At 37.6% G+C, this 23,388-nt stretch carries 22 protein-coding genes and 2 pseudogenes; 9 read left to right on the forward strand and 15 right to left on the reverse strand.

What is annotated here, in order from left to right; all coding sequences use genetic code 11:
• Positions 1 to 82 precede the first annotated feature (82 nt).
• Positions 83 to 313, forward strand: coding sequence for a hypothetical protein (locus Q5760_RS24845; protein ID WP_428910169.1), 231 nt, complete (start codon positions 83 to 85; stop codon positions 311 to 313).
• Positions 314 to 531: 218 nt separating this feature from the next.
• Here Q5760_RS24845 and Q5760_RS24850 read toward each other — a convergent pair whose 3' ends face one another.
• The 5 genes from Q5760_RS24850 to Q5760_RS24870 form a co-directional block, all read right to left on the reverse strand.
• The gene (locus tag Q5760_RS24850) at positions 532 to 1,167 is read right to left on the reverse strand and encodes a YdhK family protein (protein ID WP_428910170.1); all 636 of its coding nucleotides are present in this window, start codon (positions 1,165 to 1,167) and stop codon (positions 532 to 534) included.
• 315 nt (positions 1,168 to 1,482) lie between these two features.
• Positions 1,483 to 2,385 carry an NAD(P)/FAD-dependent oxidoreductase gene (locus Q5760_RS24855; RefSeq protein ID WP_428910171.1) on the reverse strand — a complete coding sequence of 301 codons (903 nt, stop codon included), beginning with the start codon at positions 2,383 to 2,385 and terminating at the stop codon, positions 1,483 to 1,485.
• A 51-nt stretch (positions 2,386 to 2,436) separates the two neighbouring features.
• Positions 2,437 to 2,907: a threonine/serine exporter family protein gene (locus Q5760_RS24860; RefSeq protein WP_428910172.1), complete on the reverse strand. Its 471-nt coding sequence runs from the start codon at positions 2,905 to 2,907 to the stop codon at positions 2,437 to 2,439.
• A 427-nt stretch (positions 2,908 to 3,334) separates the two neighbouring features.
• Entirely contained in the window at positions 3,335 to 4,057 is a 723-nt protein-coding gene (locus Q5760_RS24865; protein ID WP_428912684.1) for a threonine/serine exporter family protein, read from the reverse strand.
• 138 nt (positions 4,058 to 4,195) lie between these two features.
• Positions 4,196 to 4,759 carry an FAD-dependent oxidoreductase gene (locus Q5760_RS24870; RefSeq protein ID WP_428912685.1) on the reverse strand — a complete coding sequence of 188 codons (564 nt, stop codon included), beginning with the start codon at positions 4,757 to 4,759 and terminating at the stop codon, positions 4,196 to 4,198.
• Between the two features lie 206 nt (positions 4,760 to 4,965).
• Between Q5760_RS24870 and pepT the strand changes: the two genes are divergently transcribed.
• Positions 4,966 to 6,210, forward strand: coding sequence for a peptidase T (gene pepT / locus Q5760_RS24875; protein WP_428910173.1), 1,245 nt, complete (start codon positions 4,966 to 4,968; stop codon positions 6,208 to 6,210).
• Between the two features lie 198 nt (positions 6,211 to 6,408).
• Here the strand turns inward: pepT and Q5760_RS24880 are convergent.
• The 4 genes and pseudogenes from Q5760_RS24880 to Q5760_RS24895 all read right to left on the reverse strand — a co-directional run.
• Positions 6,409 to 7,020 (reverse strand): annotated as a pseudogene (locus Q5760_RS24880) (NADH dehydrogenase FAD-containing subunit); the annotation flags it as partial.
• 282 nt (positions 7,021 to 7,302) lie between these two features.
• Positions 7,303 to 7,827, reverse strand: coding sequence for a Gx transporter family protein (locus tag Q5760_RS24885; protein WP_428910174.1), 525 nt, complete (start codon positions 7,825 to 7,827; stop codon positions 7,303 to 7,305).
• A gap of 40 nt (positions 7,828 to 7,867) precedes the next feature.
• Positions 7,868 to 8,299: a NusG domain II-containing protein gene (locus tag Q5760_RS24890; RefSeq protein WP_428910175.1), complete on the reverse strand. Its 432-nt coding sequence runs from the start codon at positions 8,297 to 8,299 to the stop codon at positions 7,868 to 7,870.
• A gap of 131 nt (positions 8,300 to 8,430) precedes the next feature.
• Positions 8,431 to 10,293, reverse strand: coding sequence for an FAD-dependent oxidoreductase (locus Q5760_RS24895; RefSeq protein ID WP_428910176.1), 1,863 nt, complete (start codon positions 10,291 to 10,293; stop codon positions 8,431 to 8,433).
• Between the two features lie 418 nt (positions 10,294 to 10,711).
• Here Q5760_RS24895 and pplA point away from each other — a divergent pair, with 418 nt between their 5' ends.
• The 6 genes from pplA to Q5760_RS24925 all read left to right on the forward strand — a co-directional run bounded on the left by pplA (position 10,712) and on the right by Q5760_RS24925 (position 16,286).
• Entirely contained in the window at positions 10,712 to 11,665 is a 954-nt protein-coding gene (gene pplA / locus Q5760_RS24900; protein WP_428910177.1) for an extracellular electron transfer flavoprotein PplA, read from the forward strand.
• A gap of 111 nt (positions 11,666 to 11,776) precedes the next feature.
• Complete coding sequence (locus tag Q5760_RS24905) at positions 11,777 to 12,841, forward strand: FAD:protein FMN transferase (protein WP_428910178.1); 1,065 nt, start codon at positions 11,777 to 11,779, stop codon at positions 12,839 to 12,841.
• Between the two features lie 24 nt (positions 12,842 to 12,865).
• Positions 12,866 to 13,804 carry a 1,4-dihydroxy-2-naphthoate polyprenyltransferase gene (menA, locus tag Q5760_RS24910; RefSeq protein WP_428910179.1) on the forward strand — a complete coding sequence of 313 codons (939 nt, stop codon included), beginning with the start codon at positions 12,866 to 12,868 and terminating at the stop codon, positions 13,802 to 13,804.
• Between the two features lie 12 nt (positions 13,805 to 13,816).
• Positions 13,817 to 14,629: an energy-coupling factor transporter ATPase gene (locus tag Q5760_RS24915; RefSeq protein ID WP_428910180.1), complete on the forward strand. Its 813-nt coding sequence runs from the start codon at positions 13,817 to 13,819 to the stop codon at positions 14,627 to 14,629.
• Complete coding sequence (locus Q5760_RS24920) at positions 14,620 to 15,477, forward strand: energy-coupling factor transporter ATPase (RefSeq protein WP_428910181.1); 858 nt, start codon at positions 14,620 to 14,622, stop codon at positions 15,475 to 15,477. Before Q5760_RS24915 ends, Q5760_RS24920 begins: the two co-directional genes overlap by 10 nt.
• Entirely contained in the window at positions 15,474 to 16,286 is an 813-nt protein-coding gene (locus Q5760_RS24925; RefSeq protein ID WP_428910182.1) for an energy-coupling factor transporter transmembrane component T family protein, read from the forward strand. The genes Q5760_RS24920 and Q5760_RS24925 overlap by 4 nt, the downstream gene beginning before the upstream one ends.
• A 71-nt stretch (positions 16,287 to 16,357) precedes the next feature.
• Here the strand turns inward: Q5760_RS24925 and Q5760_RS24930 are convergent, their stop codons facing one another.
• Both Q5760_RS24930 and Q5760_RS24935 read right to left on the reverse strand, forming a co-directional pair.
• A complete protein-coding gene (locus Q5760_RS24930) occupies positions 16,358 to 17,062 on the reverse strand; it encodes a Crp/Fnr family transcriptional regulator (RefSeq protein WP_428910183.1) in 705 nt (234 codons plus the stop codon).
• Between the two features lie 105 nt (positions 17,063 to 17,167).
• The gene (locus tag Q5760_RS24935; RefSeq protein ID WP_428910184.1) at positions 17,168 to 18,079 is read right to left on the reverse strand and encodes a LysR family transcriptional regulator; all 912 of its coding nucleotides are present in this window, start codon (positions 18,077 to 18,079) and stop codon (positions 17,168 to 17,170) included.
• A gap of 273 nt (positions 18,080 to 18,352) precedes the next feature.
• On the opposite strand from Q5760_RS24935, the gene gdhA reads away from it, so the two are divergent.
• A complete protein-coding gene (gene gdhA / locus Q5760_RS24940; RefSeq protein WP_428910185.1) occupies positions 18,353 to 19,732 on the forward strand; it encodes an NADP-specific glutamate dehydrogenase in 1,380 nt (459 codons plus the stop codon).
• Between the two features lie 96 nt (positions 19,733 to 19,828).
• On the opposite strand, the gene Q5760_RS24945 is transcribed toward gdhA, so the two are convergent.
• The 4 genes and pseudogenes from Q5760_RS24945 to Q5760_RS24960 all read right to left on the reverse strand — a co-directional run bounded on the left by Q5760_RS24945 (position 19,829) and on the right by Q5760_RS24960 (position 22,840).
• Complete coding sequence (locus Q5760_RS24945) at positions 19,829 to 20,422, reverse strand: hypothetical protein (protein WP_428910186.1); 594 nt, start codon at positions 20,420 to 20,422, stop codon at positions 19,829 to 19,831.
• A gap of 11 nt (positions 20,423 to 20,433) precedes the next feature.
• Positions 20,434 to 21,621: a ParM/StbA family protein gene (locus tag Q5760_RS24950; RefSeq protein WP_428910187.1), complete on the reverse strand. Its 1,188-nt coding sequence runs from the start codon at positions 21,619 to 21,621 to the stop codon at positions 20,434 to 20,436.
• A gap of 536 nt (positions 21,622 to 22,157) precedes the next feature.
• Positions 22,158 to 22,397 (reverse strand): annotated as a pseudogene (locus Q5760_RS24955) (aminotransferase class I/II-fold pyridoxal phosphate-dependent enzyme); the annotation flags it as partial.
• A 281-nt stretch (positions 22,398 to 22,678) separates the two neighbouring features.
• The gene (locus Q5760_RS24960; protein ID WP_428910188.1) at positions 22,679 to 22,840 is read right to left on the reverse strand and encodes a hypothetical protein; all 162 of its coding nucleotides are present in this window, start codon (positions 22,838 to 22,840) and stop codon (positions 22,679 to 22,681) included.
• Between the last annotated feature and the right edge of the window lie 548 nt (positions 22,841 to 23,388).

Genomic DNA, 23,388 nt, shown 5'->3' on the forward strand with positions numbered 1-23,388 from the left:
TAACAAGTTCCACAAGGTTTCTGCATAATCTCTGCAAATTTTAACGTTAAAATCAACATATAATAAGAAAGGAGATTAAAAAATGAAAAAGAAATTAGTCATTGGATTATTAACAGGAGCTATTCTTCTAGGCGGTGCCGGAACATTAGCTTATGCACAAACGGACGGCTTTCTTGAAATGAAACCTTTTATGGAAAAAATACACCCAGAATTATCAACAAATGAATTAGAACAAATGTATAATAACTGTCATGGCGATGGCGGCATGATGGAAAATACAGGAAATACAGGAAATATGATGAATAGCTTATAATAGTGACCGTTATAAAAGGATTGGTGGCATTCCAATCCTTTTATTTCTTTGGACTCTAACAAAAATGGTCCCTATTTTGATAGACACCATTCCCGCGAAAATAAATTGCAACGACTATTAAAATAGAGCAGCATTAGTTCCAATTTAAATATTTTTAATACAAAAAGGTAAGCAGCTTCTTGTTTTGCGGAACAAACAAGAAACCGCCTCCCCACGTTTTATTCTACTGGTGATAATTCACTTTCCGTTACCCATTTATGATACGTTACTTTTTCACTTGTTTCAGTATCGGTGTAATCGACCATATATACTGTTGTTTGTTCAGCAGAATCAACCATGGCCGTTGCCCCTTTCATCCCTTCCATATGTTCTGCATTTAATACCACCTCATCACCTGGTTGAAATGGTTCATCACCCGCATTTTCAATTTCCTCATGGATGACCCATTTATGGTCCTCGACTGGTTCTCCGCCAGTTGTTGGAGTATACGTAACAGAATAAACTGTCGTATCAAACGCACCAGAGATGGTGGCTTCAGCACCGTTCATTCCAGGCATATGACTAGCATGGATCATTGCCTTGCTTCCAACTGGATAAGTTGGATTCTCAGCTTCCTCTAAACCTTCAGGTACTTCACTTGAACCAGAGTGATTCATTCCAGCATGATCCATTTCTTCTTCTACATTACTCGATTCCTTATTTTCCTCTTCTTCTGTTGTTATTTCTTGGTTTGCATTTTCAGCTTCCTCGTTAGTATCTTGTGCTTCGTCGGTTGCATTTGAACATGCACCAAGCACTAAGAATAGTGATGCTAGCATAATAAATAAAAAGGTTATTTTACTTTTTTTCTGCATTTCTTATTCCCTCCTGCTTTTATTAAAATCATTCTATCCAAAAAGTTTGCAGAATTTATGCATTAAACATCTTTTGTACCTTAAAAATAGTATAAATCATATGTGTATATCCTAAAGATCCAGTTCAACAACAAACAATACAACAAATACAAACAAGGATCGTTCAAAATTAAATTAAATTTTGAACGATCCCTTAATAAATTAACAATTATGTCAATGTATCTAAAATGCCTATACCAAGTCTAATACCATTAAATTGTCCCATTACTAACATGATTGTTAATAAACAATTGAAACCTCAACATATTAAAAACCTTATAACTCATCATTTAAGATATCTTTATGAATCCAGATTGCCGCCTGCGACCCTTCACCCATTGCAATGGTGACTTGCTCAGAATGGGCCACAACATCCCCTGCTGCCCAAACCCCTGGAACATTGGTCATTTTTGAACGAGGATCAACGAGCATATGTTTATTTTCCAATAATTCAACACCAAGTTGTTTAGCAAGTTGCGATCGGACTTCATTCCCTCCAAAGGCTACGAAACCACGCTGTCCGATAATCTTTTCTCCACTTTTAAGCAAAATCCCCTCAAACCGAGAGTCCGTTGCTAGTACCTTTTCTATCGGGCTCTCAATATACTCGACTCTATGATCACGAAGCCACTGCTGATCACTTTCTTTTATGGGTTCTTGTTCATGATTAATATATACCAATTCTTTTGTCCAATACGACAGAGTCTTGGTCATTCCTACACCAGTTCGACCTGATCCGATAATAATCGTTTTTTTATCTTTAACTTCATATCCGTCACAATCAGGACATACGTAAACGCTAATCCCTAGACATGGTCGCAATTCTGGAAATGGTGGTATTCGATCCATCACACCTGTCGCCAACAAGACTCTTTTTGTTGAAAAAGTAGAGCCCCTAGCCGTTTCAAGGTAAAAACCCTCATCAGCCTTCTTAACAGTCTCCACCTTATCTGTTAAAAACTCAATTCCCAGCTTTTCTGCATGCTTTTTTCCAATCTCACGAAGGAATTGCCCACTCACCCCGTCTGGATACCCTAAAATATTATGATAACTATGACATATAGATGAACGTCCATCCTCCGAATCTATGACCAGCACCTGATGCATATATCTGCCAAGCTGTATCGCAGCCTGTAGCCCAGCAATTCCGCCTCCGACTATAATACACTTGTAGTCCATACCGCATCCACCTCCAATTGGTTACCCATTAGCATAACCAATTGAGAGAAATCAATCACGATACCGGTACCGTTTCTCATGCTTACTAATACTGACATCTTTCATTTGCAAAATCACACGCTTCAAAACCTCAGAAAACACTAGACCAAACGCAATTCCACCAGAAATCATGAAGGCCTTTGCCGCTAACTGCAAGGCCGTACTATAGTCATTCAAAACAAAATGCCTCATGGCGTCATAAGCGAGTCCTCCTGGTACAAGAGGGATAATCCCTGCAACATTGAAAACAATCACTGGTGTTTTATAAAATCTCGCAAAAATTTGACCAATTGTTCCAATAATAATGGAGGCAAGAAGAGAGGCTACAACCGAATCCGTTCCCTTTTCCACTAACAAGAAGTAACAAATCCATCCTATCATTCCAGAAAGTCCACCATGAATTAGCCTGTTTTTCGGGACATTAAACAACACACCAAAAGAAGCTGAAGCAAGAAAACTTGTAATGAGCTGTTGTATAATCATTTAACTCCCTCACATTCTAAGAAAAGCACAAGCGCCTTCGGAACAAAAAGTCTTTTGTTCCTGCGAAGCAAATTCAAGGAAGATTTCCCTGATGTGCTCACCCCCGATAAAGAAAACTCTCCGACTGGCAAGCCTTTAGGCGAAGCCAGAGGAGTAGTTGCACTTATGCCGGTACGGCCAAGCACAAGACGAGCCGGCATGAAGATTGTACTTTAATCTTCTTGACGGATTGTAAGAAAAGTATAGGCGACTGCCCAGGGACTCAGGTCTAGACGAGTAATTTTAAAGGCGTTCTTTGCCTTCAGAATTACTTGGCTTATCCTTTCGTCCCTAGGAGCCGACACTAGACAAGCTTGTGACCTCGAGGGGGATGGCTGCTTGCGCTAGACATTTATCTAACTTCTAAAATTTAAACTTTCTTTACTAACTATAAAATCTTAAAAACAAAGCCCAAAACGGCGGCAATTCCTGTCCCGATGGAAAGGGCTGTTAAAAAGGCATCCGCTCCTTTAGCTAAGCCTGAAGCAAAATGTCCATCCATCAAATCTCGGACAGCATTTGTAATTAACAAACCTGGAACGAGTGGCATGACAGCTGAAATGATAATTTTATCCATTTCGGTTCCAAGACCATTCTTTACCGTGATAACAGCAATCAACCCAATGACAAAAGCTGCCGCTGCTTCTGCGAAAAATTTAACTTTAATCATTTTATGAAGATAAATGTAGAGGGTATGACCAATTCCGCCAGCAATCACTGCTGGTAAAAAGTCTCCCCATATCCCCTTAAACATAATTAAAAAACAACCACTTGTAATCGATGCAGCAAGCACTTGAATCCAAAATGAATAAGATAATTTGATGCGGGCAATTTCTCTCAAATCAGATAAGGCTTGATCTACGGTCATTTCTCCGACACTAATTTTACGTGAAATACCATTAACAATGGCGACCTTCGCCAAATCTGTTGATCGTTCTACAACTCTAACTAACTTGACTCGATCAATTGGATTAGCAGAGAAAAAAATCCCTGTCGGCTGAACAAAGCTTTGTGCATCATTCAAACCAAATGCCGAAGCCATTCGATTCATAGTATCTTCAATTCGAGCCGTTTCCGCTCCGCTCCTTAACAAAATCTCTCCAGCTAGCATACAAACCTCAACGATCTTGCCAATTTCCCCTTTTGTTAAATTCAATCTAATCGCCCCACGTATGTCAATTGATATTTAACTTTTATCCTATAAAAAAAGCCTTGTCAACAGCTGACAAGACTTTTTTAGAAAATCTCATTATTTTAATACATCATGGTCAACATAGCGTTCGCCATTTATTTCACTTAATACATTAATTGCTACACGAGCACCGTCACCAGCTGTTACAATAGTATGTGCACTTATGCCAGCAACAACTCCGGCTGCCCAAATACCTTTTTTATTTGTTTCGCCTTCTCCATTTGTAACAACAGCCGTTTTCATTCTTGGTTCTCTATGTTCCTTTGTTTCAAGTTCTAGTTTTTCAGCAAGAGTTGCTAAAGCACCTGTAGCTAAGATCACATGTGAACCTTGATATGTAGCTCCACTCTCAGTTTCCAGCGTAAAGTTTCCAGCCTCACCTGTTATGTTTGTAACCGTTTCTTCTTTAATTTCCGCACCAAATTTAGAAGCTTGTTTTTTACCAACTTCAAGCATATCAGGTCCTGTGATTTCTTCAACACCATAGTGATTCCACATTAAAGCTCTAGCAGTCATACTTTTATTTGCATCCAGAAGAAGAGTCTTCTTACCAGCCTTTGCAGCATAAAGAGCCGCACTGCCACCTGCAGGGCCGCCGCCAATTATAACGATATCGTACATATTATCCATCCTTTCTAATATAGAAATTTTTCCCACTATCTATACCATAATTCTTTCCTTTTAAAATGTAAAATAAAACGCATGACCCTTTCTTTTTTGATTTTGCTGTAACTATAATAGACTTATAATTGGAATATTTTACAACAAAGGTGTAAAACTGTGGAAGTGGTGAAAATATAGCACTTATATAAAGGAGCTGAATACATTTGAAAGAAGAGATCATTCAAAGATTTACAGCATACGTCAAAGTAGATACACAATCCAACCCTGAGGTAGAAACTTGCCCATCAACACCAGGCCAACTAACTCTAGCAAATATGTTAGTAGAAGAATTAAACCAAATTGGTCTGGAGGATGTAACCATTGACGAAAATGGATATGTCATGGCGACACTTCCCTCCAATACGGAAAGAGAAGTACCAACGGTTGGTTTCTTAGCACATGTGGATACTGCGACTGATTTTACAGGTAAAAATGTCAATCCGCAAATAGTCGAGAATTATAATGGGCAGGATATTGTGCTGAATAAAGACTTGCAAGTGACACTTTCAACAGAAAAATTCCCAGAGTTAGCAAATTACAAAGGGCATACATTAATTACGACAGATGGTACGACCTTGCTTGGCGCCGACGACAAAGCAGGTATTGCGGAAATCATGACCGCCATGGATTATCTTGTTAAGCACCCTGAAATCAAGCACGGACGAGTAAGAGTTGCCTTTACACCCGATGAGGAAATCGGAAGGGGACCACATAAATTTGATGTTAAAACGTTTGATGCAAACTTTGCCTATACAATGGACGGCGGACCCCTTGGTGAATTAGAATACGAAAGTTTTAATGCAGCCTCAGCAAAACTAGTATTTAAAGGAACAAATGTCCACCCTGGTACAGCAAAAGGTAAGATGGTTAATTCAATGAAAATCGCAATGGAATTCCACAATTCTTTGCCTGTTAAGGAAGTTCCTGAACAAACAGAAGGGCACGAAGGATTTTATCATCTACTTTCCTTTGAAGGCGATGTCGAGGAAACGGTCTTACATTATATTATTCGTGATCATGATCGAACGTTATTTGAACAGCGGAAGGAAAGCGTTAGAACCATCGCTAAGGAATTACAAGAAACCTATGGAGAAGAGCGAATTCTGCTAGAAATGAATGATCAATATTACAATATGAAAGAAAAAATTGAACCCGTGAAGGAAATCGTTGATGTTGCGTATAAAGCAATGGAGAATCTTGGAATAAAGCCAATCGTGAAGCCAATTCGAGGAGGTACAGATGGCTCTCAGCTCTCTTATATGGGATTACCCACACCGAATATTTTTGCTGGCGGAGAGAACTTTCATGGAAAATTTGAGTATGTGTCTGTTGATAATATGATCAAAGCAACCGAGGTTATTGAAATTATTAAGCTTGTGGAGGCTGAAAATCTATCTCTGAACAAGTAAAAAAAGAATACATTTAAAAATTGACTACGCTATAGGTCCAGGTTGATTTGAACCACTCTTGATTGAAGTTGGAAGGCTCTAAAACCTTTGCAAGACGTAGCTATAGCTTAACGGAAAAATCAACAACCCAAGTTTAACAGATTCAAAAAATAAAGACCCCGAAGTAATTCCTCTTCGGGGTCTTTATGTTATTCTATTTTAAGAAGCCTTAATATCCTTTGGTGTACCAGACCCCTTATTCTTTCTGTTTTCAATCCATCGATCAACCATAGGCATAATATAGTAATCTAATCCTAGAAATCTACCGGATCCATTCATTAATGCAATAGAAGCAGGTAGAGCCATAAACTTATCCCAACCAAGCATAGCAGTTAGTGTGAACATCGTAAGCATACCAACACTCACAAAGCTGAATAACCATGTAAATAAACCTAGTAATATAGCAATTCCAATGAATAATTCAACAAAGACTACCATCTTTTGCATGGCAATAGCTACTTCAGGAGTAGGCATCATAATCTTCATAATGGCTTCAAACCAACCAGGCATTGAATCCAAGATTGGAGGAACAGGAGTTGGACCCGCTTCAGCCCCACCAGCAGCAGCACTTGCACCACTTGTAGCTGTTTGTAGCCAAGAAAATGGCATTTTCACAGATTCATCAACTAACCAAGAATCATTGCCCAATCCAGATGTTAAATCTTTTGAACCCCATTTAGTCTCTCCCCATAATTTGGCACCCGCCTCATCAATCCAAAACCAAGCAACCGCTAAACGCAAAGGAAAATTCCAAATAACACTTCCATATTTTCTGATAGCGTTTTGAATAAATTGTAGCATTCAAATCAGCTCCTAAATGAATAATAGATCTAGGATTGGTACTTTTCCATTCCACAAGAAAGATTAATAATAGCACAGAATCTATAGATAAAATGTATGGAAATGAAAAGTAACTTCCTCTTTTCACTATCTATTATGCATGAAAAAAATCTATAATACTGTGACTATTATGTGAATCTTAACACATAAATTGTGTCTATTTTTTAAATAAAAAAATGCCTGTATGATATTTCATCACACAGACACATTCACTTATTCACGAAGAAATCGATAATATACAAGTTTTTCAACATGTGTTAAAAGATAGTTAGCCATAATACCAATGGCGATACCAGATAAAACTCCTATAAAGGAAAGAACCGGTAAATAGAGTAAAACTGTCCAAGTTTGGGCAATCCAACTAGCCACTAGCAATTGACCCACATTATGCATAATCGCGCCTGCGACACTAACGCCAATTAAACTAATTCTTGTTGGTCCCAACTGTTTAGCTAGCAACATCCCTAGTAAACTTAGAATCGCCCCCGAGGCGCTGTACATAAAAGAAGAGAGATTTCCACCTAATAAAGCCGCGAGTGTTAAACGAACCGTAACTACTTTTGTTGTATCCTTTACAGAAAGTGTATATAAAGCCATACAGGTAATAATATTGGCTAATCCAAGTTTGGCTCCTGGTGCAAATGAAAAGGGAAAAGGGATGGCCCGTTCAATTAAGCTAATGATAACGGCTTGTGCCGCTAATAAAGCAATATAAACAAGGCGCTGGTTTTTCGTCACGATTATATCTCCCCTTTCGAGTGGCAATCCTTAAATAGCATTAAGAACTAATGATCATATCATCAATGTTCTCTCCTGCTGTTGATTGAATTTCGAGGACTAATTTATGAGGCAAACATACAGCTGTTTCCCCTGGTCTAGAAAGAAAGCCAAACTGAACACATACTTGATCATAGCAATTGGCGCCTTTAATTCGAATGCTTTCTCCACGTACCTCAATCGTATTGTAGTCACCGTCATCAGTAAAAATATCAAAAACTTCAGTTTCCGTATTACCCGTTAACGTAATTCTTCGTACTTCTTCATTATTTACCGATATAACCGCAACAGTTTGCGGCTCTCCATTGCCCTCGGCATTTGTTTTTTCGGCTTGTTGATAACTAAAAATAATAATCGGAAGAAAAGAAAGTAATACAAGGAATAGCGTAATAATAATATCCCAACGCTTAATCATATTGGAAAATGTCCACATTTCTTTTCTCCCTCCTCATTTAGAAAATACCTGTCCAAACGATGTATGTAGTCAATCAAAGAAAAGCGTGAAACCTGTAGCCTCACGCTTTATCTCATTTGATCATTTATAGTTAATTCTATTAATCATTATCACTTTTTATGGTCTTTGTAAATAGCTCGTTCTTTTCCATACCACCAATTGCCTAATTTTTTACCTAGGAATGGTAATACGTAATAGTCTAGACCAAGGAATCTTCCAGCACCGTTCATTACTGCGAAGGATGCAGGGAGAGCCCAGAATTTATCCCAGCCAAGCATAGCTGTTAATGTGAACATCGTAAGCATACCAACGCTTGCAAAGCTTGCTAACCATGTAAATAAACCTAAAAGAATACAGATACCTAAAGCAAATTCAAAGAATCCAACAAAACCTTGCATGAAGATCGCAACATCAGCATTTGGCATCATTAATTTCATGATTGCCTCAAACCAGCCAGGCATTGAATCTAAAATAGGAGGTGCAATGGCTGTGGCTCCTTCTGCTCCACCTTCCGCTGCTGCACTAGCGCCACTTGTTGCTGTTTGTAACCATTCAAACGGCATTTTAACAGATTTATCTACAACCCAAGAATCTGAACCAAGTCCACTAAATAAGTCTTTTTCCTCCCACTTCGTTGCGCCCCAAATCTTAGCTCCACCTTCTTCAATCCAGAACCAAGCAAGGTATAAACGAATTGGGAAAGTCCAGATCACGTTACCATAACGATTTGTCACATCACGGAAGATATTTCGTTTGTCTTTTGTATGGAAAATCTCATGATTAATATATTGCCAAATATAATAGCCACTACTAATGGTTAAGAAGTAGTAAATGTTAACGATATGCTTCATAAAGTTTGCAAACCAACCACTTAAACGAATACCACTAAGGTTGGCAACACCGTAACGGGCGCCGATTGATACCATCGTTCCATGGTATTTCCCTTTAAACGCGGTCTTTTCGCCTCCGCTAATAGCTGCAATAATGTTTTTAGCAGCTGTCGCACCTGTTTGTTCAGCAGCCTCCACAATTTGTGGAATCGGTTTTCCATCTTCTTCATAGTAAGCTAAGTCACCGACAACATAGGTGTCTTTTAAACCATCTGCTTCCATGTACTCGTTTACAATTAGACGACCAGCACGACCACTAGACATTCCGTAGTCCTTCGTGTCAGAATTTGCTTTTACTCCAGCCGTCCAGATTAGTGTATGTGTCGCAATTTCTTCACCTGATTTTAATAGTACTGATTCAGGCTTTACTTCAACAATCGCTGAATTTTTAAGGATTTTAACCCCTTGTTTTACCAAATAGTTTTCTGCCTTACCTGCATCTGTACGGTCAAGCATATTTAAGATCGTAGGTGCTGCTTCAACAACATATAAAGTAATTTCTTCTGGATCAATTTTATTATTTTTTGCTAAACGGATTTTCCATTCAATCAGTTCTCCAACCATTTCAATTCCAGTAAAACCAGAACCACAAACTGTGAATGTAAGCATCGCTTTACGTTTCGCATCATCTTTAACAGTTGCTGCTTTACGAACAGTTTCTTCAATATGCGTACGTAATTTAACAGCATCTTCCCAAGACCAAAGTGTAAATCCATGTTCTTTAACACCTGGTGTTCCGAAGTCGTTTGCTTCTCCGCCCATACCTAATATTAAATAATCATATGAAAAAGATCCTGTTTCAGTTGTTACCACTTTACTTTCATGGTCAACCTTGGTAACATTATCAGTTACTAGCTTTACTTTCGTACGATTAAACAATCTACGAAGATCAAATAAAATATCATTTGGTTCAACACGATGTGCAGCAACCTCATGCAGCTCGGTCATCATCGTATGATAAGAATGACGATCAATTAACGTAATCTCAACAGAATCGTCTCGTTTGTACTTTTTCGCAAGTTTTTTAGCTGCGTGTACCCCAGCATAGCCTGCGCCGATTATAACGATTTTCTTCTCTGCCACTACATTCATTCCCCTCATTTAATATAATTAATTTATATATATAATTCCCTATCCACAGATATGTGAATGAATGAACAATTACATATTACATTTGTTTATGCAAACTGTCTATGGTTTTCATAAAAAATTAACAAATTTCGACATGTTCACAGAAAAGTCAAGAAAAAACTACTTACGTTTTAATCTGCCCATCAAAACCAAAAATATCGATCTTTTCTCATTTATATCCGCTTTTTTCTCTCTAGAGGATGTAAGAAAATTGTCATATTTTGAAAGAAAAAGCTATAGACACCTTCGATGAAAAACGTTACGATGAGGGTGTTCAAGATTGTGAAACCACTTTCAAATAAGGTTTCATAGACATTGAACACATCAAATAAAATAGAAAAATTATTAAAGGGAAAGAGGTTGAAGCCAAATGAAATTTGGTAAAAAAACAATCGTTACTTCAATGGCTGTATCTTTAGCATTAATTCTCGGTGCTTGTGGAAATGACGATGCTGCAGAACCAGCAGCAACGGAAGAAACAGATCAAGCTGCTACAGAAACAGAAGAAACTCCTGAAACTACTGAAACAGAAACAACTGAAACTGAAGGACCTAAGCAACTTGCTGGCGGTCCATTACAAGATGGAACTTATACATTAGAAGAAAAAGAAATCAGTGATAAAGGTTGGAAGGCTACTTTCTCTATCGCAGTTACAGATGGTAAAATTACCGAATCTAATTACAACTATGTTGATGCTGATGGAAAATTAAAAACAGATGATGAGGCATACCAAAAGAATATGTCTGATAAAACAGGCGTAGGTCCTAAAGATTACATCCCAGCTTTAAATGATGATCTAGTGGCAAAGCAAGATGCACAACAGGTTGAAATCGTTACTGGAGCTACTCACTCTTCTGAAAGCTTCATGAACTATGCTCAACAATTAATCCAAGCAGCGCAAGCTGGTGATACTGAAACCATTATCATTGATGCAGCTGCTCCACTTCAAGATGGTGAGTATTCTTTAGAAGAAAAGAATATAGGCGCTACTGGTTGGAAAACAGTATTCAAAATGACTGTTGAAAACGGTAAAATTACAAAATCTGACTTTGCAAACTTTAACGCTGAAGGCATGAACAAACTCGAGGATGAGGCATACCAAAAGAATATGTCTGAAAAAGCTGGCGTAGGTCCGAAAGAATACTTCCCAGCATTAAACGATCAATTAGTTGAAAAACAATCTGCTGCAGGTGTTGAAGTTGTGACTGGTGCAACTCACTCTACTCATACTTTCAAACTTTATGCTGAGCAACTCATAAATGCAGCGCAAAAAGGCGATACTACACCTATCGTAGTTGACAATATCGTATTCGAAAAACAATAATAGTAGCTGGCACCTATTAACATTTTTACAGAAACATAAAAGGCTTTAGAGGTGACTCTAGAGCCTTTCGTTTATTTATCATTCTGAGCAATTGAAAGGTTTGAATGAACTATGAAGAAAAACGTTCTACTTTCCCTTTTTTTAATCATACTTACCCTTTTAGCTGGTTGTAATGGAGAAAAAGAAGAAACAAATGAAACTGCAAATACAGATCCCTATGAAAGAACTGAATTTCTCATGGGTACGGTCGTAACGATCAAAATTTACGATGAAGGAAAAGAGGATGTATTAGATCCTGTTTTTGACCGTATTCAATGGCTCGCCGATCACATCACAGTAAATGAACCCGACGCAGCAAATTCAGAAATTGCTTTAGTCAATGAAAAAGCTGGAATTGAGCCAGTTAAGGTTTCTGATGACATGTTTGAACTTATTAAAGCAGGCCTTTACTATAGTGATAAAGCTGAAGGTTCCTATGATATTACCATTGGACCTTTAACAAATTTATGGAGAATTGGGTTTCCAGATGCACGTAAACCCGAGCAATCTGAAATTGATGCTGTATTACCTTTGATTAATTATAAAGATATTAAACTTAATGAGGCTGAGAAAACTGTATTTTTAAAAAGACCTGGTATGCAGTTGGATCTAGGCTCGATTGCAAAAGGGTTTATTGGGGATGAAATCGTTGAAGTGTTAAATGAACATAACGTTACTACATCTATCATCGATTTAGGTGGAAATATTATTGTTGTAGGAAATAATCCTTCAGGAAAGAAGTGGACAGTTGGAATCCAAAACCCTGATCAAGAAGCATCACGTGGTCAAATAATTGGTAAATTAACTGCATCAGATAAATCAATTGTTACATCAGGAATTTATGAGCGTGTCCTCAATAAAGATGGAGAAAGCTACCACCACTTATTAGATCCGAAATCAGGTTATCCATTTAATAACGACATCGCTGGCGTCACAATCGTTTCTACTAAATCTATTGATGGGGATGGACTTTCTACCTCCGTGTTCTCAAAAGGGATTCAAGGTGGGCTTGAATTTATTGAACAATTTGAAGATGCAGAAGCGGTTTTTATTAGTCGTGATAATAAAGTGTATATCACTTCTGGTTTAAAAGGGAATTTTGAAATAACGAATAAAGAGTTTGAATTAGTCAATTAAATGACATCTAAAGGGGGAATCACGATGTCTTTTCGCACATTTTTACATTTTGTTGAACTTCCAACAAAAGTCGCTAGCCTATTTCCATTTTTGGTAGGCTTATTATTTGTTATCTATCGATATGAGGTATTTGATCCAATTAACACGATTATATTCTTCCTTGCCATGTTAATATTTGATTTAACCACAACCGCCATTAATAATTATATGGACTATGTAAAAGCCACAACAGATGAGTACCGTAAAAGAGAAAATATTATCGGACAAGCCAATATTCCAATTGGTTTAGCTCGTTTTACCATATTTGCTATGTTGTTTACAGCGATCGGTTTAGGGATCTGGCTCGTATTTCGAACAGACCTTTTAGTTTTGTTCATAGGGCTCGCTTGTTTTATTATTGGAATATTTTACACGTATGGTCCTGTACCAATTTCGAGAATTCCACTTGGTGAAGTGTTTTCAGGGGTCACAATGGGATTCGGGATTTTATTTCTTACTGTTTATGTCAATGCCTATAATCAAGGCATTGCGAATTTATTTGTTAATGGACAAACAATTAGTTTGCAAATCAATTTAGTCCTTTTAAGTGAGATTTTATTAGTGTCCTTACCGTGCATCTTTACGATTGCAAATATTATGCTAGCTAATAATATTTGCGACTTGGACGATGACATCAAAAACCGTCGCTTTACCTTACCTTATTATATAGGAAAGAAAAAAGCTGTTGCCCTTTATAATATCCTTTACGCCGGCTCGTTTGTTGCCATTTTAGCAGCTGTTCTTTTAAATATTTTGCCAATCATTTTATTGCTTTCTCTTCTTATCATTGTACCTGTATCAAGACATATTAGTTTATTTAATAAAAAACAAATTAAATCAGAAACATTCTCTTTAGCCATTAAAAATCTAGTATTTATCAATGGATCAATTATTGCTATGATGGCTGTATCATTCATTGTGTAAGGAGGAACATTCATGGAAAAACCAATAATTGAAGTGGAACACCTTACCTTTCGTTATGATAAAAGGGTTAAAACAGAAACCTTATCAGATGTTTCTTTATGCATTCATAAAGGGGAATGGGTGGCAATTGTTGGACAGAATGGTTCCGGAAAATCCACTTTAGCAAGAATGTTAGTTGGTTTATTAACACCCGAAAGCGGGACTATCCGGATTGATGGAAAAGTGTTAAATGAACAAACGAAATGGGAATTGCGTAGTCGGATTGGAATGGTCTTTCAAAATCCCGATAACCAGTTTATTGGAACGAGTGTCCAGGATGATGTTGCATTTAGTCTAGAAAATCTAAATATACCTTACCATGAAATGAAATCAAGAGTTGATTACGCTATTGATTTGGTTGGTTTATCGGCATTTAAAGCTCATGACCCTTCCCATCTTTCTGGAGGACAAAAACAGCGTGTCGCTATTGCAGGCGTACTTGCGCTTAATCCTGACGTATTACTTCTTGATGAAGCATTTGTTATGCTTGATCCTAGAAGCCGTCGGGAACTCCTGCAAACGTTGCAAGAGTTAAACAAAAATCAAGATATCACGATTATCTCGATCACCCATGATATGAATGAGGCTGCGTCTAGTGATCGAGTCATGATGATGAAAAAGGGGAAAATTGTAAATAGTGGTACACCTAAAGAGGTTTTTTCAAATGTACAAGACTTGGAACCCCCTTTTGCTGAAAAACTAAGAAGAACACTCATAAGCCGAAATATAAACGTCCCCGAACACTATATGACGGAAGAAGAAATGGTGCGATGGTTATGGAAATAATTTTTGATAGAGTATCTGCCGATTATCAAATTGGTCCCATTCGCACGCCTCTCGTATTGCATGACGTTAATGTGAAATTGGCATCTGGCTCTTACACAGCTGTTGTTGGATATACGGGAGCAGGGAAATCCAGTTTATTGAAGGCGATGAACGGGTTATTAATTCCGATACAAGGTCAAGTTAAAATCGGTTCAGACCTAATTAAACAAGATCATAATAAAAATGCGCTAAAATCCATTCGTAAAAAAGTTGGGATGGTCTTTCAATTCCCCGAATCCCAACTATTTGCTGAAACCGTGGAAAAGGATATTTGCTTTGGCCCACTAAATTTCGGAGTTTCTCTAGAGGACGCAAAAGAGGTAGCTAAAAAGGTTATTCAACAAGTTGGACTCTCTGTAGATGTGTTAGAAAAGTCTCCTTTCTCCCTTTCGGGTGGTCAGAAAAGACGTGTCGCGATTGCTGGAATATTAGCAATGGAGCCCGATATCTTGGTCCTAGATGAGCCTGGCGCCGGACTCGACCCTTCTGGCAAAAAGGAGATTATGGATTTAATCTCTTCCTGGCATAAAGAAAGAGGGCTAACAACTGTGCTGGTTACTCATGATATGGAAGATGTTATCTCCTATGCAGATGAGGTGATCGTGATGGAAAAGGGAACGATCGTCTTTCACGATACGGCACAAGTCTTATTTTCTAATACTGAACAAGTAGAAAAATGGCATCTTGATGCACCTGACGCCAGACGCTTCCAATTAGAGCTTGAAAAGAAAACTGGTATTACATTGAATCGGATTTGCTTAACCGTCGAGGATTTAGCGGATGCTCTTATAGAGGTGGGACTTGTATGAATAAACTAATATTAGGTCGTTACTTTCCAGGAGATTCTTGGATTCATCGTCTTGATCCAAGATCCAAACTTGTCGCCTGTATTTACTTCATTTTTGTTTTATTTTTAGCAAATAATTGGCAAACCTATGCCCTGCTCTGGGGCTTCACTTTTACAATTATGTTTCTTTCTGGCGTTAGCATCCGCACCTATATTCGTGGCGTAAAACCATTAATTTGGCTTATTTTATTCACAGTTTTTTTACAAATTTTGTTTACGTCAGGGGGAACCGTTTATTTTGAATGGGGACCGATCACGATTACCTATTACGGTTTAACAAATGGTTTCTTCATTTTCTGTCGATTTGTTATGATTGTGTTTATTTCAACCGTAGTGACGCTAACGACAAAGCCCATTGATTTAACTGATGGGATTAATTCATTGCTGCGTCCACTCCGCGCTTTAAAAGTACCTGTAGATGAATTTTCACTGATGCTTTCGATTTCATTACGATTTATTCCAAATCTTCTAGATGAAACTCAAAAAATTATGGATGCTCAGAGGGCACGAGGAACTGAATTTGGTGAAGGGAATCTCTTCCAACAAATGAAAAAGCTTGTTCCGATCTTTTTACCTTTATTTGTTAGTTCTTTAAACCGATCTGAGGAACTAGCCAATGCCATGGAAGTAAGAGGTTATCAATCGGACCAAAAGCGATCCACTTTCAGGCAATTAAGCTGGCATAAACGCGACACCCTTTGCTTGCTGATGATGCTCGTTTTAACGATTGGATTGGCATTTCTACGTAACGGCGGGGGAATCATCCATTAACGATCAAAAGGGTCAAACACGATTATTTTTATAAAAATGATCATGTTTGGCCCTTTATGTTAGAATTTTGTTTAAACAAGCAGCAATCCATCTAAATCCAAGATCTCCATTTTCTTCCCTGGCTTTTGTTTAATCAGTCCTTGCCCCTCAAGGTCAGCAAGACGACGACTAACGGTCTCAGGTGTGGTCCCCAAATAGGAAGCTAAGTCCTTTTTAGTCATCGGTAATACAAATTCCCGGGATCCATTATTTCGTTCTGAACAATCAGCCAAAAATAGGGCTATGCGAGTTTCTACCTTTTCAGTCGCCATTGCGGTTGTTTGTTTTTCAGATTGCTGTAATCGATTAGAAAACTCTGTGAGAATTTTTAAAGCAATCGAAGGATACTTCAACAGAAAATCTTGTAGATCATCGCGTTTAATCAGACAAACTTCTGTATCCACAACTGCCTCTGCATATGCCTCATGGACTCCATTTTGAAATAACGCTAGTTCACCTGTAAAGTCCCCTGGATTTAACATTCTAACTAACTGTTCTTTTCCAGACTCAGATAATCGATAAATTCTTATTTTCCCCTTATTTACAATATACAATGAATCCGATTCATCACCAGTGTGATAAACAATTTCACCTTTTTTAAACGATGCAGAACGAACGGTTTTCATTATTTCATCCATTTGTTCGGACTCAAGATGATTAAAAATGGGTACGAGTGAAACACAGGCTTTATGTCCAGTAGCACAATGATGATGTCCACAAGCTTTTACTTCTGTCATAATCAGTTCGGTCCCCCCTCCAGAATCTTTATATTGCATTGCTTCCCTAATTTGTACCTTTATTATAAGGAGAGTTTCCCTAAAAAAACTTGATTAGCGTCAAGATTAATCCGTATAGCCTTGAAATTTATCCAACCTTGTGAAAAAGTCAATCAAAAAGTGATAAAATAAATTTTGTGTCGGCAATAATTGACGCTCTTTTGGAATAATGGTCCCAACGGTTCGCGTTACATTCGGTTCAATCGGCACTTTAACCGTTGCACGCGGCAACCCATCAATTAGTGTAATCTCCGGGATTATGGTAACACCTAGACCTGCGGATACCAACCCCCTAATCGCATCAATATCTTCACCCTCAAAAGCAACATGCGGCTCGAAGCCCTGCTCTTGACAAGCCTCTACAAGGATCTCACGTAATATATACCCCTCAGGGAATAATACAAATCCATCTTCACTTAATTCACTTAGCTGTAGGGATTCGTTTTTTGCTAAACGATGATCTTTTGGAAGCAAGGCAACCATGTTTTCTGAAAACAAAACACTGCCTTTTACCTTTTTTTCCTTCATCGGTACAGGTCCAAGGAGGGCCATATCAATCTCACCTTTTGCCACTCGATCAATTAAATCATAATAGGCACCTTGCTTCAGTTGAAACTTAACATCAGGATAACGTTCTCGGAATGCCGAGATCGCCGTAGGCATCGTATAAGTAGCCAAACTACTAGGAAATCCGATACGAATCGTACCATGACCAGGATCTAAATACTCCCTAATTTCCCTCTGTGCATTTTCAATCGTTGTCAAAGCCTCTTCCATATGTTCTAAAAAAATTCTTCCGATTGGCGTTAATCGTACATTACGTCCTTCTCTTACAAATAAATTTACGCCTAATTCAGACTCCAAATTAAATATTTGTCGGCTTACCGCTGATTGAGCTACGTGCATATGTAAAGCGGCTTCTGTGACATGCTCTCGTTTAGCTACTTCGATAAAATACTGAATCTGTCTTAGCTCCATCTATTTCACCTCTACCCTACTTCAAAAATTAGTAACATTTTCTCGATTAATCTCATTTTAGCATGAATTTAATCTATATTATATATTGTAAAGATAACTTACAAAGTATTACAATACATTTATAGAAAGTTGAAGAATACTTTCAAATTGTAAGATTTTTTCTCAAACACCAAAGATACGGATCCTAAATATAATGACAAAAGTTAAATATTGGCTATTTAAATATTTTATTTATTTTTATTTATATTAAGGATAGTAGTTAATTCGAAAGGAATGGTCATCTTGGTAACAAAATCAATATCAGACACTCAAGGCTCTAAGTATGTAAAGGAAGTATTTGAATCGGTTAAAAAGCGTAATCCACATGAGCCTGAGTTCCATCAAGCAGTTAAAGAAATTTTAGACTCTCTTATTCCAGTGTTCGATAAACACCCTAAATATATGGAACAAGGTGTATTAGAGCGTATTGTTGAGCCCGAAAGAGTCATTACGTTTAGAGTTCCATGGGTAGATGATAACGGCAAAGTCCAAGTAAACCGTGGATTCCGCGTCCAATTTAATAGCGCAATCGGACCTTACAAAGGCGGATTACGTTTCCATCCATCTGTAAATGCTAGTATTATTAAATTTTTAGGCTTCGAACAAATCTTCAAAAACTCTCTAACTGGTCAACCTATCGGGGGCGGTAAAGGGGGATCTGACTTCGATCCAAAAGGAAAATCAGATGCGGAAATCATGCGATTCTGTCAAAGTTTCATGACTGAATTAGCTAAACATATCGGTCCAGATACGGATGTACCTGCTGGCGACATTGGCGTTGGCGCTAGAGAAATTGGCTATATGTTCGGTCAATACAAAAGACTACAAAACGCTTTCCATTCGGGTGTTCTTACAGGTAAAGCTGTTGGCTTTGGCGGCAGCTTAGGTCGTACTGAAGCGACTGGTTATGGAACGGTTTATTTTGTCCAAGAAATGCTTAAAGATAAAGGGCTTGATTTCAAAGACAGTACAGTGGTTGTTTCTGGTTCAGGTAACGTAGCTATTTATGCGATTAAAAAAGCGCAGGAATTAGGTGCAAAAGTTGTAGCATGCAGCGATTCTAACGGATATATTTACGATAAAAATGGGATTGATTTAGAAACGGTAAAACGTTTAAAAGAAGTGGAAAGAAAAAGAATCTCTGAATATGTAAAAGAGCATCCAGACGCTGATTATTTTGAAGGCTGCGAAAACATCTGGTTAATTCCATGTGATATCGCTTTGCCATGCGCAACTCAAAATGAAATTGATGAAACTTCTGCAAAAATCCTTGTAACAAATGGCGTTAAAGCAGTCGGAGAAGGTGCCAATATGCCTTCTACATTAGAGGCTGTTGAAATATTCCTTGAAAATGACGTCCTATTCGGACCTGGTAAAGCAGCAAATGCTGGTGGTGTTGCTGTATCTGCTCTAGAAATGGCACAAAACAGCGCAAGAATTTCTTGGACTTTTGAAGAAGTGGATACTAAATTACATGAAATCATGGTAAACATCTACCGTAATAGCATGAATGCTTCTGAAGAATACGGGCATCCAGGAAACCTTGTCGTAGGTTCCAATATCGCTGGATTCTTAAAAGTAGCCGATGCAATGATTGCACAGGGAGTTATTTAAAAAAGGAGTTAAATCTCTTTTTGTTTGATACCAGTTAAAAAGGGTTTCTAGACGGTTGTAAAATCGTCCAGAAACCCTTTTTTCATGTCTTTAAGACTATTTGTTCATTGCTGCTAGAAAATCCCCTAGCAGGTCATCTGCATCCAAATCTTCGGCATTAGAGTCTTCTACATCCATCTCATCTAGTTTCACTGAATCCCAATCAAACTGACTTAAATCATCCTCTAAGTCTTGAGATGGCTCACTCTCTATACGATCAACAGCAGCAGCTATTTCGGCATTTTCCTTATTTAAAAGGGGAGGAACTTCTTCCTCTTGTAAATAAAGTGCCTCGTCAATATCAATGGAATTACTGTTAAGTGATGCCAATAACGAAGTAGCACGGATTGGATCTGAAATTAAGTGATGAACAATGGTCCCTAGCAGCGCCTCAGAATGTTCATGCTTCAACCAATCCCTTTGAGCCTTTGTCAACTTCTTAGGAAGGGGAATCGTAATTAATTCTCGATCCCCTGAATGGGTTTGATTTACCCCTTCCATGACAAATTCGGCAATTTTACTAGAAAAGTTCCTGCGTTCCGTATCCTTAAGATGCTGTAATTGTTTTAATGTATGATCAGGGGTGTCAGAGGGGATTCGAAAAGAAATCGTTTGTCCCCGCTTCACCTCATTCGCAGAAGGCTTGTTCATCTAACATCACCTTATTTTGTGTTAACTGCTTTTTTACTTTCATCGACCTTTTGCTTTTGTTTCTCTTGCTTTCTTACAAAGTCCGTAATGAGCTTATAATAGGCGTTCGCCATCATCCAAATGCTCTCTTTCTCATCTTCAAAGAAATCAATATTATAGCCATCGAGATTATTATTTAATGTTTTTAAATAATCCTTCAGTACATTTGATCCTCCACCGACAAAATAGCAGATTTCAGTTTGAGAATTCTTTTGCCATGTATTGCGTAGTAGTCGATACTGCTTTTTCGCTAAATCTAAAAGAATGCGATCTGTAATATCATGAACACTTGTACGACTACCCTTTACCATAATATGATTTCGATCGTGTTTTTTCGTTAAAATCTCAACCACATCTCTACGACTATCTAGTTCAATACCATGTTTCTTTCTGATTTCTTCTCTAATTTCCTCTAAAGCTTCAGATACCCCAAGATTAAATCCTTGTGCTTTATCATCGTCGACATTACGGTTTTTAATAACCGCAATATCAGTTGATAAACCTCCAATATCTTGAATAAGTATTCTCTTATCAATTAAATCCTTATTAATGATATTTAAGTTATTATCAAGGACTAAATTAATATAAGCCGCAAATCCCTCTGGATATACCTTTACTTCATCAAATTTAATATTAACCTTAATTCCTTGATATTTTGGAGTAACTAAAAATTCAACTTGGTGTACGTTACCTAATAGTTTTGAACGGTAACCCGCATCTCTTCCTTCTTTTACTTCTCGAAGAGGAAGCCCTGTTCCAAGTTTATAGTTGGCATCGATAATGTTTCCGTTTCTACGGAATACACTTGTATTTTCTTCCCGTACAGCATCTAGAGCCAATGTTGTAAATAGCATGACTAACGTTTGATCCTCTTCAGATTTACTGCTTCCAGGATCTAATTCCGTTGCATTGTGGCTTTTTGTTGCTAAATTCCCCACACGATAAATGGCATTATTATCGTTTAGAGCAGGGGAGTGGACTTTAACATGAATTCCATCTAAAGGATCCTTTTGGTCTAACTCTTCAATTCCGATAACTGGGCGATCCTCTACATCAATTGCAACAATATTAGGAATATTAAGTTCAAAGTCTAATTTTCCAAAGATAGCTTTAACAGAATCGTTACCTACATCAATAGCGGCAATTCTTGAATTACTCATTTATTTACATCCTTTCTGACATATCTATTAATAGAATTTTTACATGATAGAGATGTTTTTCTTGTGTTTTAAGATTACACAAGATTGGTAGATTTTTCAATAGAGTACAGCAAAAAGATAAATAAATGTAACATTATACACAGTTTTCGTAAGCATGTTTACAAGTTTACTTTATCGTTTACATGTTTTCAAAACACGTACACTTGTTGATTTATGAGGTTATATACGTATTTGTATACTTGTAAACATTATTTGTATACATTTGTTTACGACATTGTTTACATGCATACACTTATGGTAAACTTGTAAACTTTTTTTGTATATAACAAAAAAATTAATAAAAAAGGGTAGTAGCGGACTATATTTTTTCCCATCTACCCTCACGTTATCAGTCTATAAAACTAGTGATTTATTATTTAAAAAGCTAAGTTTTCCAATTCGATCACTTCCAGAATTCGTTCCTCTTCTAATAGTAAACCAACGCAAATATAACCTTCACCATGCTTGACAAATCCATTAACTACAGCAACAGCCACATCGCCCTGGTCTAGTAAGTAATCAGCAATATCCTCACTAGTAAAACCATTGGGAACAGGGAGCCAGACAAAAAAAGAACCCGCTGAGGCTTGTAAATCCCAGTTAATTTCACGGCAAACTGAAACAAAAGTATCTCGTCTCTTTTCGTATCCTTGAACTGATTCATCAACACATGTTTGGTCTATAGTTAATGCAACAACCGTAGCCCTTTGTACAGCAGGGATTAAACTGCAATACAGAGGGTCCTAAATCAAATTGATCGCTTCAATGATTTCCTACATTCCCAACGGCAAAGCCAACACGCCAACCGGTCCTTGTAGGTTTTCGATAATGTATACATTTCAATTTCAACATCCTTCGCACCTTCTACTTCAAGGAAACTTGTTGGCTTTTGACCATCAAACCCTATTGCACCGTATGCAAAATCATGAACAACAGCATTTAATTTTCTTTCGCAATAGCTACCGTTTCTTCAAAGAAATCCTTATTTGCCTACGCCCCTGTGGGGTTATTAGAATAATTATGGGTACATCAGTTTTCCTTCTTCCTTTTGGCTTTCAGTAGACTCGTAATAGTTAGGTAGATATTGATTTTCTTCTACTAATGGAAATGTTTCATAGCGAACATTAGCTAGAGCGATTCCTGATAAATAGTCGGGAAAACCTGGATCTGGCAATAACATCAAGTCCCTTTCGTTCGATAATCACAATGAAAGCCCGACAAACCCATTTTTCATTTCTAAAGACTATTTATTCATGGCAGATAGAAATTCCCCTAGCAGGTCATCTGCATCCACTTCCTCTATTTTTACCGATTCCCAATCAAATTCACTTATATCATCCTCTAAGTATTGGATCGTTCAGTCTCTATACGGTCAAAAGCAGCAGCTGTTTCAGCAAATTCCTCACTTATCAGCTTAGAGACTTCTTGCTCTTGCAAATAAGGAGCTTCGTCAATATTTATGGAATTATTGTTAAGTGATGCCATTAACGAAGTAGCACGGATTGGATCTGAAAGTAAGTGATGGAGAATGGTTCCTAGTTATGCCTCTGAATGTTCATGTTGCAACCAATCCCTTTGGACCCTCGATATTTTTTTGGAAGGGGAATTGTAATTAATTCTCGATCCCCTGAATGGATTTGGTTAGCCCCTCCCATAACAAATTCAGCAATTCACTTAAAAAGTTCTGCGTTCCGTATCCTATAGATGTTGTAATTGCCTTAATGTATG

Source organism: Niallia sp. Kr1 (genome assembly GCF_050389805.1).
Taxonomy (GTDB): Bacteria; Bacillota; Bacilli; order Bacillales; family Cytobacillaceae; genus Bacillus_BD.